Origin of the sequence: Terriglobus albidus, assembly GCF_025685425.1 — a bacterium.
In the GTDB taxonomy this organism is placed as follows: Bacteria; Acidobacteriota; Terriglobia; order Terriglobales; family Acidobacteriaceae; genus Terriglobus; species Terriglobus albidus.
Genome location: NZ_JAGTAS010000056.1, coordinates 201,170 through 219,627 on the forward strand (window position 1 = coordinate 201,170; position 18,458 = coordinate 219,627).

General features: G+C 56.8%; 13 protein-coding genes and 1 riboswitch. All 13 genes read right to left on the reverse strand.

The genetic code is table 11. The annotated features are described in order from the left end of the window. Window positions 1-2 precede the first annotated feature (2 nt). The 13 genes from OHL21_RS15435 to OHL21_RS15495 all read right to left on the reverse strand — a co-directional run bounded on the left by OHL21_RS15435 (window position 3) and on the right by OHL21_RS15495 (window position 18,363). Window positions 3-815, reverse strand: coding sequence for a hypothetical protein (locus OHL21_RS15435; protein ID WP_263418175.1), 813 nt, complete (start codon window positions 813-815; stop codon window positions 3-5). Further along, window positions 812-1,390: a histidine phosphatase family protein gene (locus OHL21_RS15440; protein WP_263418176.1), complete on the reverse strand. Its 579-nt coding sequence runs from the start codon at window positions 1,388-1,390 to the stop codon at window positions 812-814. Before OHL21_RS15440 ends, OHL21_RS15435 begins: the two co-directional genes overlap by 4 nt. Next, entirely contained in the window at window positions 1,387-2,166 is a 780-nt protein-coding gene (gene cobS, locus OHL21_RS15445; protein ID WP_263418177.1) for an adenosylcobinamide-GDP ribazoletransferase, read from the reverse strand. The genes OHL21_RS15440 and cobS overlap by 4 nt, the downstream gene beginning before the upstream one ends. Further along, complete coding sequence (gene cobT / locus OHL21_RS15450; RefSeq protein WP_263418178.1) at window positions 2,163-3,236, reverse strand: nicotinate-nucleotide--dimethylbenzimidazole phosphoribosyltransferase; 1,074 nt, start codon at window positions 3,234-3,236, stop codon at window positions 2,163-2,165. The genes cobS and cobT overlap by 4 nt, the downstream gene beginning before the upstream one ends. Then, window positions 3,233-4,006 (reverse strand): ABC transporter ATP-binding protein, encoded by a 774-nt coding sequence (locus OHL21_RS15455; RefSeq protein WP_263418179.1) that lies wholly within the window; start codon window positions 4,004-4,006, stop codon window positions 3,233-3,235. Before OHL21_RS15455 ends, cobT begins: the two co-directional genes overlap by 4 nt. Beyond that, complete coding sequence (locus tag OHL21_RS15460; RefSeq protein WP_263418180.1) at window positions 4,003-5,025, reverse strand: FecCD family ABC transporter permease; 1,023 nt, start codon at window positions 5,023-5,025, stop codon at window positions 4,003-4,005. The genes OHL21_RS15455 and OHL21_RS15460 overlap by 4 nt, the downstream gene beginning before the upstream one ends. A gap of 83 nt (window positions 5,026-5,108) precedes the next feature. After that, window positions 5,109-7,559: a TonB-dependent receptor gene (locus OHL21_RS15465; RefSeq protein WP_263418181.1), complete on the reverse strand. Its 2,451-nt coding sequence runs from the start codon at window positions 7,557-7,559 to the stop codon at window positions 5,109-5,111. Window positions 7,560-7,756: 197 nt separating this feature from the next. Further along, window positions 7,757-8,614 (reverse strand): ABC transporter substrate-binding protein, encoded by an 858-nt coding sequence (locus OHL21_RS15470; protein WP_263418182.1) that lies wholly within the window; start codon window positions 8,612-8,614, stop codon window positions 7,757-7,759. Then, entirely contained in the window at window positions 8,611-10,002 is a 1,392-nt protein-coding gene (locus OHL21_RS15475) for a cobyrinate a,c-diamide synthase (RefSeq protein ID WP_263418183.1), read from the reverse strand. The genes OHL21_RS15470 and OHL21_RS15475 overlap by 4 nt, the downstream gene beginning before the upstream one ends. Further along, entirely contained in the window at window positions 9,999-10,562 is a 564-nt protein-coding gene (gene cobU, locus OHL21_RS15480) for a bifunctional adenosylcobinamide kinase/adenosylcobinamide-phosphate guanylyltransferase (protein WP_263418184.1), read from the reverse strand. The genes OHL21_RS15475 and cobU overlap by 4 nt, the downstream gene beginning before the upstream one ends. Before the next feature lie 124 nt (window positions 10,563-10,686). Next, window positions 10,687-10,857, reverse strand: a riboswitch (cobalamin riboswitch). 505 nt (window positions 10,858-11,362) lie between these two features. After that, a complete protein-coding gene (locus OHL21_RS15485; protein ID WP_263418185.1) occupies window positions 11,363-14,053 on the reverse strand; it encodes an ABC transporter permease in 2,691 nt (896 codons plus the stop codon). Further along, complete coding sequence (locus tag OHL21_RS15490; RefSeq protein ID WP_263418186.1) at window positions 14,050-14,406, reverse strand: PadR family transcriptional regulator; 357 nt, start codon at window positions 14,404-14,406, stop codon at window positions 14,050-14,052. Before OHL21_RS15490 ends, OHL21_RS15485 begins: the two co-directional genes overlap by 4 nt. 210 nt (window positions 14,407-14,616) lie before the next feature. Beyond that, the gene (locus tag OHL21_RS15495) at window positions 14,617-18,363 is read right to left on the reverse strand and encodes an alpha-amylase family glycosyl hydrolase (protein WP_449649507.1); all 3,747 of its coding nucleotides are present in this window, start codon (window positions 18,361-18,363) and stop codon (window positions 14,617-14,619) included. Between the last annotated feature and the right edge of the window lie 95 nt (window positions 18,364-18,458).

Below are 18,458 nucleotides of genomic sequence, written 5' to 3' on the forward strand. Positions count from 1 at the left end.
GTTTATTCTCCTGCTTTTGACTCTGGAACCAGAGTGTCTTCAATGGTTAAACGCAGCGTTCTGATCAGTCGAGGACGATCGTATTCGTTGACGAGGTCATCTTCAAGAAAGTCCGTCACGAGTGGAGGAGCCTGGGAGAAGAGGATCTTTTCCGGGAAGAACCATGGCTGATTGGCGCCAACCTGTTCGATTGTCTCGGCATTAATGATGACTGCGGGCACGTGGTGGATGTCTGCCTTGAGAAGAGAATAGGCCCGGTGATAACCGTCGCGCAGGAACCAACGGCCTGCATAGCTGGCGACCTCGAAAAAAGGACTCCCGGTGTGAACAGTGATCGGAAATGTCGCGTCATTCGTCATCCGAATATGGGTGTTTGGGTTGTCGGAACGCAGTACCAGGGTGTTCCTCGATGGATCATGTGTCTTGTCAAACTCCGGCGGCTTTACTGTTCCGAATGAATGCTCGATAAGAGCCGGCCAGTCACCCGCGGCGGGAGGAAGAGGATGAGAGATTTCTTGTGGGAAATATAACCTGCGTTGAAACGCGATGAGCGATCTCAGGTCCACAATGCCCAAGGTCCATGAGAGTCCGGACATTTCCTCGAGGAGATCGGAGCGGGAGGCATGTGGCTCAAGAAGATCCTTCAACTGATGCGATTCTGACGCACACACGGGATCGAGCTGTGTGAAAGCGGGTCGATGCTGCAGGAATGCCCGGGCTCGTAGAAGCTTGTCGCCATTGATAAGCGGTCGATATTGGTAGTCATCCAGATCCCAGCCGGCGAGTTCGCGAATGTGCACGCGTTTCGTGGTCATCGCACTACCTCACGGGTTGTTGCAGCATCTCCAAGTTCAAATGAGCAGCAGTATTCCCTGGTGATTTCGTATGCTTCTTGCTGCCCGCAGCCCAGAAGTCCGCAGAGCACGAGACGCATTATACCCGCATGCGTGACGACCACGGCTTTCCTGTCTGGCTCTCCATCCCGTAGGCATCTAACGGCTTGCATGACTCGGTCTTCGAAGGCGGCAAACAATTCGCCATTGGGTGATGGCATAGAAGGGAAGCACTTAAGCCACTTGTGGGCGTAGTCCGGATCGCGCTCTTCAATCTCTTTCCACGTCAGCCCCTCCCAATCACCGAAATAAATCTCCCGCAGAGTGGAGTCTTTATGAAGTGGCAGGTGGAAGGCCGCTGCGATGGGCGTCGCTGTGTCCAGGGCTCGTCTCAGATCGCTGCTGTAGATGGCATCGAACTTCTGTTTGTCGCCGAGATGCGATATGAGGTCCAAGACCTGTTTCCGGCCTGCTTCATTGATGGAAGGATCCGAATGTCCGCAGAACTTGCCTGCCATGTCGGTTTCGGCGTGACGGACGAATACAAGATGGCTCATAGAATCCACGCTCCACAGAGATAAACGCCAATCTCAGTAATCTGAATTGTGGCGCCGAAACAGTCACCGGTAACACCTCCGATGCGCCGCTTGTAATAAATGGCGGTAAGCCATGTAATAGCAATGCTTGCCAGTAGCGGGGCGATTGCGCGCCCTCTTAGCAGCACGATAGGAATAGCAGAACTGACTACACTTCCTGCGATCAGTGAAGCAATCGTTGTACGGCTAGCGATACGCGCACCCTGGCCGTCGGCGGGGTGCGCTCCCTCGTTGCGAGCTGCCGGAAGGAAGTAACTTAGCGGAAGTGGTGTCCACCGGCACAGTACACCCGCCGCAATGAGATAGCCGGAAACATTCTGCGGTTGCAGCGCGGTAATCAGGAGCATACGGCCAACGAGGCTCACAATGAGCGCCATGCCTCCGTAACTTCCAATACGGCTGTCGCGGAGTATGAGGAGGATCTTTTCCCGGCTAGTACCGCCGCCAAATGCGTCGGCGACGTCGGCGAGCCCGTCCTCATGCAGACCTCCGGTAAGGCACACAAGAAAAACGACTGTAATGAGCGCGGCTACAATTCGAGGAAGATGTGGAGCGATGAAATGATGCAGAAGCGCGCCGCACGCCCCGACGATGAGCCCGATGATGGGGAAGAATTTGACAGATCGTGCAAGCGCTTCGGCTTCGTAGGGCCACGCGGGTACGGGCAGGCGCGTCAGGAACTGTAAGGCTGCAAGGAACTCGGAGACGGTCCGCCGAGGCAGAGTCGCTGCGCTCATGAGGCACCACTTACGCCGGCGGATGCGAATGTTGCCATCCGTGTGTAGAGCGCAATCGCGGATTCTATGAGCGGCATCGCAAGCACCGCGCCGGTACCCTCGCCGAGACGCATATTGAGCGACAGGACGGGCGTCAGCTGCAGACGGTCAAGCAGGAGGCGGTGACCGGGTTCTTGCGATTGATGGCCGGCTATAAGGTAACCCGCGACCGATGGAGCCAGCGACACGGCCAGCGCCGCCGCGGCGGTAGAGATGAAGCCATCGATGACAATGATGAGTCGCGCCCGTGCTGCGCCCAGAATCATTCCAACCATTGCGGCGATCTCAAGACCACCCACACTGGCCAGGATGTTAAGGGGCGAGCATTTTGTCTTACCGACAAAATGCTTTTCCAGGATTGCACAAACAACCGACACTTTATGAAGATGGCCATTGGTGGAGATCCCCGTCCCGTGGCCAGTGGCCTCTTCCGGTGGCGCGTTAGTCAAAGCACAGGTAATTGCGCTTGCCGAGGTCGTGTTACCGATTCCCATCTCCCCAATGGCAATCATTGCTACTCCTGCGGAGGCTGCATCAGAAGCGAGCTGCACGCCGATTGAGATCGCTTCTTCGGTCTCCTGCGGTGTCATGGCCGCTTCATGAAGCATGTTGCGGGTGCCTCGACGCACTTTATGGTGCAAGAGCCCTGGAATGTCCTCGAAATCTGCATCGACTCCAATGTCGGCGACACAGAGCTCGACGTTGTGAAGTGCGGCCAGGACGTTGACTGCGGCGCCATGATGCAGGAAGTTCAGGACCATCTGGTGGGTGACTTCCCTCGGGTAGGCACTGACTCCTTCGGCGGTAATTCCATGATCGGCCGCGAAGACGAAGACAGCCTTCTTAACCGGCAAGGCAATCTCCTGCCTGCGAATTGCGAGAACCTGTGCGACGAGACCTTCCAGGCGGCCGAGACTGCCGAGAGGCTTCGTGAGTGTGTCCAGATGCGCCAGCGCCTTCTGCCGCCACTGCTCACTTGGCGGTTCAATCGTTCGTGCGAGCTCCTGGAGGAGGGGTGTTTCGAAGGTCATAAGGTTTCCACTAGATCGGATGGATGAAATGGTAGCTGGTGGCGTCGAGAGACATAGTTGAAAGCCTTCTGCAGATTTTCCGTAGTAAGAATGGCGTCGGGCGGCCCGCTTACGAACGATGTTCCGGGACCGAGAAGATGCACCTCCGAGAAGTTCCACCGGATCAGGTGCAGATCATGTATCGACGCGAGGACTGCAAGGCCCTCCCCGCGGAGGCGCCGGAGCAGTTCCATCAGCTCAACCTGACGGCCTATATCGAGATTCTGTGTCGGCTCGTCGAGCAGCAGGAGTTGCGGGTCCTGAGCGAGTCCCAGGGCAATCTTGACGCGTTGGCGTTCACCACCACTCAGCTCGTTGAAGATCCGCTTTCTCAGCGTAGCCGTGTCTGTCCATTCGAGTGCGCGTTCGACGGCGGCGCGGTCCTCAGGAAGTAGCCCCCGAAGCATGCCCAGATATGGAGTCCTACCTTGAGCGACAATTTGTTCGACGGTGAAGTCGAATGGCACATCAAGTTCCTGCGGCACGAGAGCGACGAGGCGGGATCGATTGCGGTGGGACAGCCCATTGATTTTCTTTCCGTTCACAAGTACCGCACCTGACGTTGCAGTAAGCGCACCTGAACCAAGCCGCAGCAGTGTCGTCTTGCCGACTCCGTTAGCACCGATCAGGGCAGTACACGTCCCGCTTCTCACAGAAAAGGAGATGTTCTCGAGGACCTGTCGTCCGGAGTATCGGAAGCTCGCGTTCTCAAAACGAAGCAATGGGGTCACAGTGCGTACTCCTTTTTCCTCTTCCGTAGAAGGTAAAGAAAGAAGGGACCTCCCAGGAAGACCATCAGTATGCCGACCGGCAGCTCGGATGGCGCGACGATCGAGCGGGCAAGAGTATCGGCGATCACCAGAAAGATGGCGCCGCTGATGACCGTTACAGGCAGCAGGCGCACATTGTCGGGGCCGAGAAGAAGCCGGATGACATGAGGGATAATGAGCCCGGCAAAGCTGATCAGTCCTCCCAGTGATACAGCAAGTGCTGTCAGCCATGAGCCGGTGATGATGATGGCGATTCGAGTGGCCTCGACTCGCACTCCCAGCTGCTGCGCATATTCATCTCCAAGCGCCAGCGTATTGAGCCGTCGCATCAGGGGATAGCAGGCAATGAGTGCGAGAAAGAACAGCACAAAGGTGATTGCAAGCTGTCTCCATCCCGGGACGCTGATGGTGCCGTGAAGCCATGCGGCAACAATTCTGGTGCCCGATGATGAGTTGGGATCAAGCAGCTGCAGCAGGTAGGTCGAGTTGCTCAGCATCGTGCCGACGGCGAAGCCCGCCAGCAGCAGCGTCACGCCGTTGGTGCGACCGCGCACTCGCGCCAGAGAGTAGACCACGGTCATGGTGAGTACTGCGCCGACGAACGCCAGGAGAGCGGTGGAGCTGAATCCGAAGAAGGTGAGTTGTGAAAGAAAAATAATGCCGACGCACGCTCCGACGGCAGCGCCTCCGGATGCGCCGATGATATATGGGTCCGCCATGGGATTGCGAAACAGCCCCTGGAACATCAGCCCTGAGGCTGCGAGAGCGGCGCCGACAATTGCCGAAGCAAGGACGCGCGGAAGCCGGATGCTCAGGAGGATGGTACTTTGTGTCTCCGTCAGTGCCCGGTCCCGCAATGCCGCATGAAGTAAATCGTGTGTTGGGATGTGAACGGCGCCGATGGATGCGGAGGTAAGTAAGGATATAAGCAATATAAAGAGAAGCAGGCAGACAATCCCGAAGTAGCCGAGATTACTCATTGAGGCGAACAGCCCAGGTATTTTCTGAGCCGTTCGCTCCTGTCCTGGCTTTACGATGCCGGGAACGGGCGCTCCCCCCTTGTCTACCTTAGCTTCCAGGATTCGCCTCCAAGCGTGATGCGCAGTCCAGAACGAAAGTTGAACGGGAGCGCACGATATCCAAACGCCTCAGAGTAGTGTTCATTGAGAAGGTTCTGTACCTCTGCATAGGCGGTCATGTGGTGGGAGACTCTGTACTCGCCAGTCAACTCGAGCCGTTGGTATGCACCCCCGAGGTTTTGGTTGGGCAGCAGCATCGTGCCCGAGAGAAAGTCGCTGTCGTCTCTGAGTCCAACGAGGGTTCCGCTTAGTTGGGCGTTCCAACGCGAACGGGTGTACTGCAGACCGAAGTACCCTGAGTTTCTCGCGCGGCGGAACGGACGATTATTCTTGAGGGGGCCAGAGCTGCCTATCAAAATACCTGGAAAGAGCGGGTTAATCGTAGGCTTGAGAGCCGACGATGCGAAAGAATTCTGGACCTTCGCGTCGAGCAACGTGTAACCTCCACGGGCAAAGAGGGACTTGCTGAGTTTCATCTCGAGCTCGACTTCGAGTCCCTGTGCGCGATAGGCGAGACTGTTGACGTATGCGCCGCCAGAGAAGGCTTGGTTTGACGCGCCTGAAAATCCGTTGGCTACAAGATTTGCCTGGGAGACGAACTCAAGACCGCCATTGTATTCGTTGTGAAAGTAGGTCAGGCCGAGCCTTGCGTGTCCGTTTCCAAACTCCTGGTCGACCCCACCGTCATAACTGCGTGACTGTTCGGGTCCTGCCTGGGAGATACCATACTGCGAGATGAGAGCGGGGTTGCTGATGGCAAGCAGTCCATACAGAGAGTGATTCTGGATATAGATGCTCGGTCCCTTGATGCCCTTGGAGAAGCTGGTATGCAGTTTAGTTCCGCCGAGCAGTCCCTGGTGGGTGGGCCGCACGAGGTAATATGCCGCCGAGGCGCGGGGAGTCGCCGCGAAGCCGTAGACCGCATTGTTCTCGAGTCCGGTCCCGACGGTGTAGAAGAGGCGGCTTGCGAAGTCGCCCTGCATTTCCAGCATCGTTGAGTAGTTGTTACGGTCGGCCGCCCCGGTAGGACTACCGGTCGAGGCACTTGTTCCGCGTTCGCTCTCATATTTGAATCCGCCAAATAGCAGGGTATGCACAGGTCGGCCGAAGATCGAATCCAGACGATAGTCCGATTGTGCATAGACAAAATCGCGCTGGCTGAGATTATTTGTGATGCTCGGATATGTTCCCGGAAAGTTGAGCGTTGCCTGACCCGAGACGACATAGCCGTTCGCGCCGCGGATTGTTACAGGGTTTCCGATATAGCTGGTGATTACACCACTCGCGTTCTTCACTGGATTACCTGCTGGGTATGACTTGTTATACAGGTAGTTCAGGCGAAGTCCGCCATAGCGAACTAGATTGTGCCAGTGTTCCGTCGTTCGGTTTTCGAGTGTGCCAGCGACAAAGAGATCGTGCTCCGCCGAATATGCTGAGTCTGGAAGACCATAGAGTGCAAGCGCGTTCGGTTTGCCTCCTCCGGCGGAGACGTGGCGGAGCGTGAAGCGAATGTCCGTAGCGGAGTTTGGTTGGTAGCCAAGATTCTCGGCAAAAGTTACATTGTGAAACGCGCTTGAGGCAAGGCTGTTATCTGTATCGAAGCGCGCAAAGCTCGAGAGATAGTCGACGCGGTGCGCGGCGCCGGAGAGTACGGACTCCTGGCGCCAGGTGTTGAAGTTTCCACCGTCGATGGAATATTCGAGCTGGGGAAGCGGGGTAGATCCACGACGTGTTGTGAGAGAGACGACACCGGCAAGCGCTTCCGATCCGTAAAGCGCGCTGTTCGGTTCGCGAAGCACCTCAACGCGATTGATGCCGGTGCTGGCGATGTTCGCGAATTCAACGGAGCCACCTAGATCATTGGCCGGGATCCCATCGATCAGAACCTTGTTGGCGTTCGTGTTTCCACCGCGGATGTAGAGTCCGCTGGTCCCACCTGCTTGCCCCGTTTGCGTGATCTGCGCGCCGGGGAGATAGCGCAAGGGCTCCTGGATGTCGCGTGTGTATTTGAACCAGTCTCTGTCGAGGATGGTCACCGATGCGGCGACCTGAGCGATGGGCGTTGGCGTGCCGGACGCTGTAATGGAGACCTGCTGCGTGTCCGTGGGGGTAGCAACGATGAGGTCTGTCATCGTTGCGGCGTCGGCGCTGAAAAACATCGCAGCTGTTGTTGCAGCGTTGAATGTGGGAGCCGACGAGCGCAGCTGGAATCGTCCATTTGAAGGAACTCGAACTCTGTAGTGGCCCTGCGCATCAGTAACGCCGGTAGCGACCGCCGAAGAGCCCGCGAGAAGCTCGACCAGGGCGCCCGGCACGACAGCACCGAGCGGATCGCGAACGGTACCGTATACGAAGCCACGGCCGCGCGTTGCATCCTGTGCGGGTTGCTCTGCGGAGGCGGCGCTGGCAGCAATTTGAGCAAGGCTCGCAGGCACAAGGAGCGAGAACCATAAAGAGGCGGCAACACATTTTAGACGAATGGAGGGTGATCCACCCCTGGGGCCGCAGACGCGGGACTTATATTCAAATGTTTGTTTCATCGTACCTTTCAACCTTCCAGGGAGAACGTCTCCAGCGGCCGTCTTTTCGGTTGTCTCACACACGTATCGTTCAGGCGGCGATAGATGCTCACCTAGGGATGAAGTTGTTTCGCCAGATCCTCCAGGGCATCGACGGCGACAGGGCTGGGAAAGCTCACTCTCTTATCCACGTAGTAGACCCGGCGATTTTTGACGGCAGGAAGGATGTTCCAGCCGGGACGGTTCTGGAGCGAGTCGAGAGTGATGGTGCCGCCGCGCATCATGAGAAGCGCCGCTGGAGCGCGGGCAATCACAGCCTCCAGGCTGATATGTGGCCATTCCTGATTGATGTCGGAGGTGATGGAGTGACCGCCTGCGGCGTCGATGATCTCCGAAATAAACGATCCCTTGCCGATGGTGACGACAGGGTCATATGAAACGGGCATGTAGACGTCGATGACGGGAAGTCCCTTCACCCTCGTGCGGACGGCATCGATGCGCTGTTTTAGCTGCCGCGATACCGCTGTGGCCTGAGCTTCATGTGCAGTTGCCTGTCCCAGGCTCTCGACGGAGCGAAGAATTCCCTGCATACCATGCGGATCGACGATGTAGAGAGGTACTCCGAACCGTTGCAGTTGATCAAGGATCGCAGGCTGATTTTGATGAGGCATGCCAAGGACAAGATCAGGATGGAAAGAGAGGATAGCCTCCACCGAAGGGTTGCTGATGGATCCGACGCTCGGCCTTTTCGTGGCCTCCTCGGGATATTTCACGTAGTCGCTGATTGCCACAACTTCATTGCCTGCGCCAATGGCAAAAACCGTGTCCGTGATGCTTGGAACGAGACAGATGATGCGTTGCGGATGGTCGGGCACTGTCACCACACGACCCGTCTCATCCGTAACAGTACGAGCTGCGGTGCAGGGGAGAGTCGCGATAAGCAGAGTGAGGATAGCAAAAGTTTTTTTCATGGGGCGGCCTCTTCATGATTTCTAGCGGTGGAAGCAGCCTCAACGAAGTACTTCGCTACATGCGGTGAAGTGCGGAAGTGGAGATGAATGTAGCTGGCGAAAATATTTCCGACGAGGTAGCCTTCGTCTTCTTCTCGTTTGGATAACGAATATTGAACGTGGTAACAGGTGTCACTGGTCGGGGTTCCCAATATCCGTGAATAGTGAAAACTGTGGCCTCGCAGGGATGTACCGGTTTTCCCAAGAAGACAGTCGCGTGTAGGCCGCACGGTGACGTAACCAAACTGCACTAGCTTGTCTGTCATCTCGAACGTGAAGGGAAGCACACCAGCGAACTGAGAGGACGCTCCGTCCGTCCTCGCGATGGAGCGGGACAGGTAGATCATGCCCCCACATTCGGCGTAGACCGGCTTACCGGAGGATACGAAATCGCGAATCGACTGGAGCATCCCTTGATTGGAACTCAATTCCTCTGCATAGAGTTCCGGATAGCCTCCACCAAGGTAGAGGGCGTCGAGATCTTCCGGAACCGCAGCATCCTGCATGGGACTGAACGAAACAATCTCGGCGCCGGCGGCGCGCAATAGATCGAGATTGTCTTCGTAGTAGAAGCTGAACGCTTTGTCTCTCGCAACTCCGATACGAACCCGGGTTTCCGCTGAAGTTGGGGTGAGGGAAAGGTCTTGTTCAAAGTAGACGCCGCACTCAAGCGAGAGCAATGCTTCCAGGTTGACGTGGTCTTCGGCAACGGAAGCGAATCGCTCAAGTTGCAGGCCGGCAGAGTCGTCCCCGTAATGTTCCTCAGACGTCCTAAGGCCGAGATGTCTCTCAGCAATGGCAATCGCGGGCTCTTGCGGTAGCCATCCCAACACCGGCGTCCGGCAGGACGAAGTGATGGACGACCTCAACATCTCGAAGTGGCGTTGATTGGCGACACGATTGAGAATCACACCAGCAAGGCGAAGGTCTGGATCGAATAACTCGAAACCGAGTACGGTGGCGGCGATGCTTTGCGACGTCTTGGCTGCATCGAGCACAAGAACGATAGGAAGCTCGAACAGCTTTGCGATCTCGGCGGTGCTGCCGCTTTGGGTTATGCCGTCTTTGCCGTCAAACAGCCCCATCATGCCCTCAACCACAATGACCTCAGCGCCGGTTGACGCCTGACGAAGAACGTCACGGTTGGCATCGATCGAGAGCATCCAGGTATCGATATTTCTAGCGGTTCGTCCGGCAATACGCGTGTGGTGACCGGTATCCAAAAAATCGGGTCCCGCCTTGAATGGCTGAACGGTAATCTGTCGTCGCATCATCATCGCAATGAGTGCGAGGGTGACCGTAGTTTTGCCTACGCTGCTGGCTGTGCCGGCGATCAAAAAGCCTTTCATGCGCCAGCCTCGCGTGGAATGCTGCCTTTGAGTGCGAGCGGAAGGCCGGCGACCATGAACAGCACTGTGTCTGCCACCGATGCCACACGTTGATTGATTTCGCCAACAAGGTCACGAAATTGGCGGCCCAGTTCGTAAGCAGGCACGACTCCGCTGCCCACTTCGTTTGACACTAGGACGACGGAGCAGGCAGTGTTACGCAGCGTCGCGCAAAGCTGATCGATCTGAAACTCCTGCTTTGACCGGTCTGCGCCACAAGATTCCAAGAGGTTTGAAGCGAAAAGAGTCAGGCAGTCGACGATGATGATCTCGTGATCTTTAGCTGATTGCTGAATCGTCTCGCCAATCCGAAGGGGCTCTTCAACCGTCGTCCAATGTGTGGGCCGATCGGCGCGGTGGCGCTCAATCTTGGCTGTCATCTCCGGGTCGTTGCGGCGTTCGGCTGTGGCAATAAACGCTACACGCTCCCAGCGTTCCGCGAGCTGTTGAGCGTAGCGACTCTTTCCACTGCGCACACCGCCGAGCACGAGAGTCACGGAAGCAGCTTCAGGGTTCTGCATACATCGCTCCTGGCGCTTGCAAAGAGAGTCTGCAAGGACGCCGAGCGGGATTGGTAATAGGCAGCTGCCACGGGCGGTCAGATCGCACGTGGATAAGCTCTTCAACTCTCCCAGCGAAGTTGAATCAGCCCGATCGTATCTGGCCGGTCTCCTGACTTGCGCTTCGCTGGACTAAGGCGGCCTTCCCCGGGCTTTCGCCCGAGTGACCCTAAAGTGCCCGTCCTCAACGCTTACAGTTACGGGGTAGTGGCGGACTCGCACCGCCTTCCCGAACACCAGATAGAGGATTTATACCGCCCTTTCCAATGGCGGTCAATTGGGTAAATTACGGACCGGAGGCAAATGCCAAACCGAGGTGGATAGGTCATATCACGCTGAAGCGATCATCTCGGATGTACGGGACACTGTCGCGATCACTCGTCCTGCAATTATTTATGCAGCGATAGAGCATTTTCCCTGTAGGTGTAGAGTAGGGCTTCTGCATCTATGGGCGTTTTCCGCAATGAAAACGCCGCTCTACTCCTCTTTCGGGCTACCCAGCAACAGGGAAAATGCTCTAGTCTCGTCTTTGCAGTCACCGGTCAGCTCCTTCTAGAGGATTGAAATCTCTCCTCTCAGATACAGACCTCCGATTCAATTGGAAAAATTAGACGCTACGATCGTCAGTATGTCCGCTGTGAGTCGCTGGTGATGTCTCGCAATTGTAAAAAGTCCCATGACCGATCTACTCGCCCAGACTCTGATCCGTCTGCAGGGCGGGAGCGAGAGCCTTTGCCACAGCCATGGGTTGGCTTTTGTTATTACTGAACACGGAGAGCAGCAAGCGGATCTACACGAGAAGCCCTCCGCGCTGGTAAATATCCGGACATCAGGGCCACCGCAATGATCGCTGACATCATGGCAGTATAGGTAGCCATATCCCAAGGTGAAGTACCGAAAAGCAGGGATGCGATGAGATGAGACGATGCGATCGAGACGCTTGTCCCCACCAGAATTCCAATGGCCGCGAGGCGTAATGTGTTAAGAATGACATCACGCTGGACGCGGCCCGAGCTTGCCCCGAGCGCCATGCGAACCCCGATCTCTTGCGTCTTTTGTGTGACCGAGTAGGAGATAACTCCATAAATGCCCAAGGCCGCAAGCAGGATGCCGAGAGACGCGAAGGCCCCCACAAGCATCATGAAGAAGCGACGCGGAGAGACGGCACGATCGACGATTGTGCGAAGAGGGCGGAACTCAGCGGCAGGTTGTCTGGGATTCAATGCACGCAGAATATGAAGAACGCTCGTGGCAAGCGAAGCCGGCGGAAGACTCGTGCGGATGACAAGCTGGGCTCCAGCAGGATTTTGCTGTGTCGCCGGATAATAGATCTGCGATCCGGTCGCTGACTCAACGTTCTCTTCACGAACATCATCCACGACTCCAATCACATGGTCTGCCTCGTTGCCGCGCATAAGGATCTTTCCCACGGCGCTTTCGCCTGGCCAGTAGACTCGTGCAGCAGACTGATTGATGAGAACAACCCGTTGACTCTGCAGATTGTCGGCCCAGGTGAAATCTCGGCCTTGGAGCTGAATGCCCATCGCACGGAAGAAGCCCGGCGAAACAACATACACAAGAGGAGCGGGAAGCGTGCCGGGTGCGAAGGTCTTTCCCTGTGGAGCCGGTTCATCCCATTGACGATTTGGGCCAAGCGGAAGATAGTCTGCTATACCGGCAGCTTCAACCCCTGGTAGCGCGCTGATCTGCGCGATGACCTGCTGAAAGATCGCGCCGCGTTTGGCCGCAGCTGCCTCGGAGGTGGGAGCGCTGTCTTCATAATCAAGTTTGATCGAGGCAGCACTGTCTGGCCGAAACCCAAGGTCAACATCTAGCACTTTTAGGAAACTGCGCAACAGTAATCCGGCAGTGATCAGAAGAACACATGCAAGGGCGATCTCAGAGACAACAAGAATTGACCGTAGACGGTCATGGGTGCGACCAAGACCCGCTCCTTGCCCTGAATCCTTAAGTACCTCCTGATGATTGATCCTGGACATCCTTAATCCTGGAAGAAATCCGAAGAGAAGGGCAGTGAAGGTGACGATGAGAACCGTCCAGCCTGCCGCGTGGCTGTCAATCTGTAAGGTGCTGAGGAGTGGCAGCGCCAGCGAACCCTGATGTGAAAGCCATTTGAGCAGAGTCGCAGCCAGGGCAACACCGAGAACCGCGCCCGCAGATGAGAGCACGAGGCTTTCTATCAGCAATTGACGCACAACCCGGCTGCGGCTTGCGCCGAGTGCGCCACGGATAGCGAACTCCTTGGCGCGGGCGGCCGAGCGGGCAAGCATGAGGTTGGACAGATTCACTCCAGCAATAAGAAGAATCAGGCCTACCGCGGACCATAAGATAATCAGGGAACGACGTAGCGCGCCCGTAACATGGTCCTTGAGCGCCACGGGAATGAGATTGCCTTTGTAGCGGCCCTTTGTCTCAGGGTATTTCACGTTGAAATAAATATCTGGAGCAATACGATTGGCATCGTCGAGTGCTTGCGCGATCGTGACGTGCGGCTTGAGGCGGCCAACAAGAGTTACAATATTGCCCCAATTGCGAGCCTGATCGAGATACAAGGGGGTGAAGACATCGACCTTGGTACCCGGGGCAAACACAGCGCCGAAGTCGAAGCTTGCCGGCAACACACCGACAACCGTAACCAACTCGCCTGCCTGTCCGCTCAGGCTGATCGCCTTGCCGACGATGTTTGAATCTGCGGCGAATTGCCGTCGCCAGAAGGCATTGCTCAATAACACTACAGGCCGCCCGCCATTACGTCCTTCGTCAGCCGTGAAGAGACGTCCCATCGCCGGCTGAACTCCCAGCACCTGAAAGAAATTGCCGATGACATCGAGACCGGTCACTGGGATTGGGTCTCCATGACCTCTCAGGCGCAGATTGTCCGCCGTCGAAAAGGCAAAGTAGCCTGTGACGTCCTGAAACGTACGGTTTCCGGCACGGAATTCGTCGTATGCGTCGGCAGAGTAAGTAGCGCAGGAAAGGCCGCATTCACTCGGCGGCGGAGCAATCCATACCAGTCGATCCGACTCAGGAAACGGAAGCGGCCGTAAAAGCAGTGAATTCACTACGCTGAAAACAGCAATGTTGGCGCCGATCGCCAGGGCCAGAATAAAGACCGAGATTACGGCGAATCCACGATCACGAAGAAGAATGCGAAAGGTATATCGAAGGTCCTGGCGAGCATCGCTCCAATAGTCCCTGGAATGTTTGCGCTTCTCGTCTTTTTGTCCGAAGGCCCTGCCAACCTTCCGTATAGTGCTAAGATCTCCGAACTGCCGCTCTGCCTCTTTACGCGCCTCATCCGGCTGCCAGCCTTGCGCGATCAGCTCTTCCGTTTTGGTTTCGAGATGAAATCGCAATTCATCTTCGACGTCAGCTGCAGGGTCTGCGCCGAAAAAACGTGCGTAGCGGCGCCACATGGGAGTGGGTATCATTTCGCTACCTCCGACAGAGAAGGCTCCTTCGCGCTAAGGACCTTGGCAACAGCGGTCGCATACGCTTCCCAGATTTTGATCTCCTGATATAGCTGGCGACGTCCCTCAGATGTGAGCCGATAGAACTTTGCCTTGCGATTGTTCTCGGATAGTCCCCATTCGGCCGCAAGGAGCCCTTTGCTTTGTAACCGCCAGAGAGCGGGATAGAGCGTGCCCTCTTCCAGCAGCAGGGCATTATCACTGTGTCCCCGAATAAGGCTGGTGATGGCGTAGCCATGGAGAGGTCCCCAGACCAATGCCTTGAGGATAAGAACATCGAGTGTGCCGCGAAGAAACTCGAGTTTGGTGTCCACGTGCTCCCCTTTGATTGCAAGGGGAGAATCTCATGGTTTCCCCTTGGTACGCAAGGGGAGGTTCGGACCTATGCGCTCAACGTGCCTGACTTGGAACGCTTCAGGACATAAATCGGCGTCTCAATGAGTGATTTTGAGAGAAATCGTCAATTGAGTTCGAAACTTCCGCATCGCCGGTAAGTCCAGGAAGCCGGGGCAATCCTGGATAGATCAGCATGCCTTCACTTCAGGGGTGCCGCTCCCAAGGAGCACATCGAGCCTGTAGCCCGCGGACGCAGCTGCCTCCAGGGCCTGCTTGATCGCCTTACTTAACTCCGCGATTGCGCTTTGGTCTGGCACTTCTTTGCCAGCTACCTTACGCAGAGCTGGCAACTGGAGCCACCAAATCAACGCCTCGTAGGATTCTTTGACGAAATAGGTATGCCCCTGCGCCTCGTGTACGCCGGTTAGCCAGCGCACATCCGGGTCGTGCCACAGGATAGGTGAGAGAGCCGCGGCAGCCTGCTTCTGCTCCTGCTCCTCTGGCGCTTTGACCGGAGCAGTTTTCGTAGCAATTGCAGATGCAGCTACGCCTTTAACTGGCATTGTTTCCGGCTTATCAGGTTGAGCCATTGTGCTGACGGCTTTGGGCCTGGTTACTTCGGCCTCAACCAGCAGGGCAACCTTGATTCGAGCCGCCGCACGCCAGCTTTCTTCCCCTTCGAATCCCAATGCAGAGAAGGCGTGTGCCAAAGGTTCCCGCAGGCGTAGCCGATCAAACAGATCGAGTGCCGCGCGCTCCGGTTTCTGCGGATCGATCGATTCTGCGAGCAGTTCCAAAACACACCAGCTGAGCACTGGACCCCAAATGGCGGTGGCGATCAATTCGGGGCTCAGGCTGGGCAGTAATCGGCGAGCCCCGACCTTCCAAGGCGTAGGGAACAGGTTTTCGAGCGCTGGGATATTCATCGCGGCACGTACACGCTCGCGGAACTTCTCTGCGAGCACGGCTGGATCCGTCGGTCTGACTGCGAGAGATGCCTCTTTGCGAGCGCCATACGCAAGCTGCGACTCACGCAGGAAATCCTGGCTTCGTGTCCATGCGTTCTGAAGGAACTCCTCTTTCTGCAGCTCGATATTCCTTTGTTTCTCCGAGCCTTTGGCCGTATGCGGATGTTCGGACAGCTCGGCGAATATTCGCACCAGCGCGGGATCCAGCAGTCTGCGGAGCGCGTCGTGTCCTGGCCGCAATGCCAGGTTGATCAGCTCATCTTCCAGATTGGTAACGCCGCGCCCGTTTAGCTCGTCGCACAAGCGGTCCCATGGTTTGTCTGCGGTCGAACGCATCTCACGCCAATCCAGAAAAACGTGGCATTGGTAGGCGTGCAGTTCGATGCTCAGTCCCTGCTCTGCCGTATTCTGAGCGCGCCGGAGATACTCCAGCCCGGTCAGGGAATCGCGATACCTGAGTATGATCGCGGGATCGCCGCTTAGACCCAGACCATCCTTTAATCGTTGCTGGCGCAGTTGTCCCGAATGCTTGTCGGCGTAGGCCGCCGACCAGTCGACGGTCCCTTTTGTCGTGGAGTAACGGTTGTTGTAGAGAACGAGTCCGCGTTGGTCACCGCGCCGGTTCGAGTAAGCGAAGACGTTTTCGTCGACCGTGCCGTTGTCGTTAAAGAAATCATAGAGCAGGAAGTTGCTGCTCTCGGCAAAGAGTGCCCGTTGGTGCAGCAAGGGAGCTATTTCGCGCTCATGTCGTTCCACCAGCCAGTGGTTCGGAGTCTCGTCATACCGCGGCCTCCGATACTCCATGCCGTACTTCTCGGTGAACCCGTCTATCTGACCGTGACCGAACATCGGCAACCCCGGCAAGGTCGCCATCATCGCCGTAACTCCGAAGCACTTGTCGCCGTCGCCAAACTGATCAATGGTCGTCCGCTCATCAGGATTGCTCATGAAGTTTACGTAACGCTTCATAATGTCCGGGTCGAACTCCAGCGTGTTCTTGAGCACAGAACGATATTTTGCGTTCTCCTCGTCACGCATCATGTTCATGAAGGCGCTGTTATAGACACGATGCATTCCGAGCGTTCGGACGAAGTAACCCTCCATCAGCCAGAAGGCCTCGGCCAGCAGGAGCGTTCCCGGAACCTCGGCAGCTACTCTGTCGACGACCTCCCGCCAGAACTCATGCGGCATATGCGCATTGAACTCGTCATTCGACATCCCGTATTCGGCGCGGGAGGGAATCGCTCCGCTGCTGCCGGGGCCCGGAAACCAGAGCCGGTGAAAGTGGCGTTTTGCGAGGGTCATAGCAGCGTCGAAGCGGATGACCGGGAACAGGCGTGCCACATGCAGAATGGTCTGGATGACCTGTTCCCGTACAGCGGGATTCAGATAGTCCAGTTGGGCGGTATCGTTCCACGGGAAGCTCGTGCCATCATTTCCGTGATAGATGTACCTTGTCTCCCCTGACGCACGGTCACGCCGCCGAAACACGACCGCTGCGTCCGTCTGCTCGTAATAGTGGCGTTCGATCTTGATCTCTACACGCGGGTCCTGCGACAGGTCAGGGCCATCAAAGTTGTAAGCAGGATAAGGACTATCCTGCCGCGAGATGAACCAGTCCGGATGCTCTACGACCCATGGCGAATCGATACCCATATGGTTTGGCACCATGTCGCTGGCCAGCCGGATGCCCCGCGCATAGGCGCGATTCCGCAGGTTCACGTACGCGGGTTCCCCGCCCAGATCCTCGGCGATGGTGTAATCGAAGAGCGAGTAAGCTGAAGCCACCGCATCTGGATTTCCGCAGAGCTGCTTAATTGTTTGCGACGCCCGGCTGCGTTCCCAGATCCCGATCAGCCACAGCGAGTTCATCCCGCGACGTGCCAGAGTGTCCAATTCCTCATCCGGGATCTGATCCAGCCGATGAATCGGCCTCTGGTATCGCTTACTGAGCTGCGCGAGCCAGACGTAAGTGCTCTTGGCGATCAACACGGCGCCGGGCATCCAGGCCACGTCCGGGCTGAACTTTTCAGTTTCATGGACGGCTTCGCCAAACTGCGGCACTTCCGAATGGCTCACGCTCGAAGGCCATTGCTGTTTTCCGCTCTCCCTGCGTCGTTGCGCTGCCGCTGCTGCTGCGGCCTCCACAGCGGCCCTGGCAGCCGCTTCGCTCGCAGCGTTCGGTGGATTGAATTGCAGCCAGATAGCCAGGTCTTCTTCCTGCAGGATCTCGCCTGCGATCGACAATAAGCGATCGAGACTACCCCCGATCAGCCGTCTCCACTTTATCCGGATTAGATCAAGTTGTTCCCTCAGCGAGGCTGGAGCGGCCACCGCGGGCGCTCGCAATACGTCAAACAGGCTTTGCGGCTCGGAGTCCTCCATCGGCACAAGGGGGCGGGTCGCAAAATAAGCCGGCAGCTTCTCCACGACGCTCCGATAGGCGGTTTGCTCCGCCAGGCTCCTGTCCTCGAACAACTCTTCGAATGGCCGGAAGGCCTCATTGCGGTTTGCCAGCCAAAGCAGCATCATCTCTTCCAGCGCGACCGCCCGGTGCGGTGTACCATCGGTCGATCCTGCGAGCCATTCCTTCGGGGTTTGCAGCCCGCGATAGACGCTGCTGCCGGGAAATTGCTCCACAAAGCTCAGCAGCATCCGGTCCAATTCACGCGATCCGACGTGTCCGGAGAACCAGGTGAGGGCATCTGTCATTGCGGCGGGATCAAGCTCTTGCCGATAGCGCTCCAGGAGTACATGGCTGGCCTCGTCAATCAACCCCATGGCGTAAAGCGCTCCCGCATGCATCGCACGCTCCGGATGCTTCTGCACGTCACGGACCTGATTCATCCGGTGCGCAAACTCACGGCTAGCCGACACATTCGCGAAGACTACGTTGCCCGTAAACGAAAAGAGGTTTCCCGCGAACTGGTAACGCTCTCGCGCGCCTCTCGAAATATGAAATTCCATCATCGCGAACTTGTCCCCAATCAAACTCTGGTATTCATCCATGCCTTGGTTTTGGAACCCGGACTCAATCCCGAGGTTGGCTCTAAAGAAATACG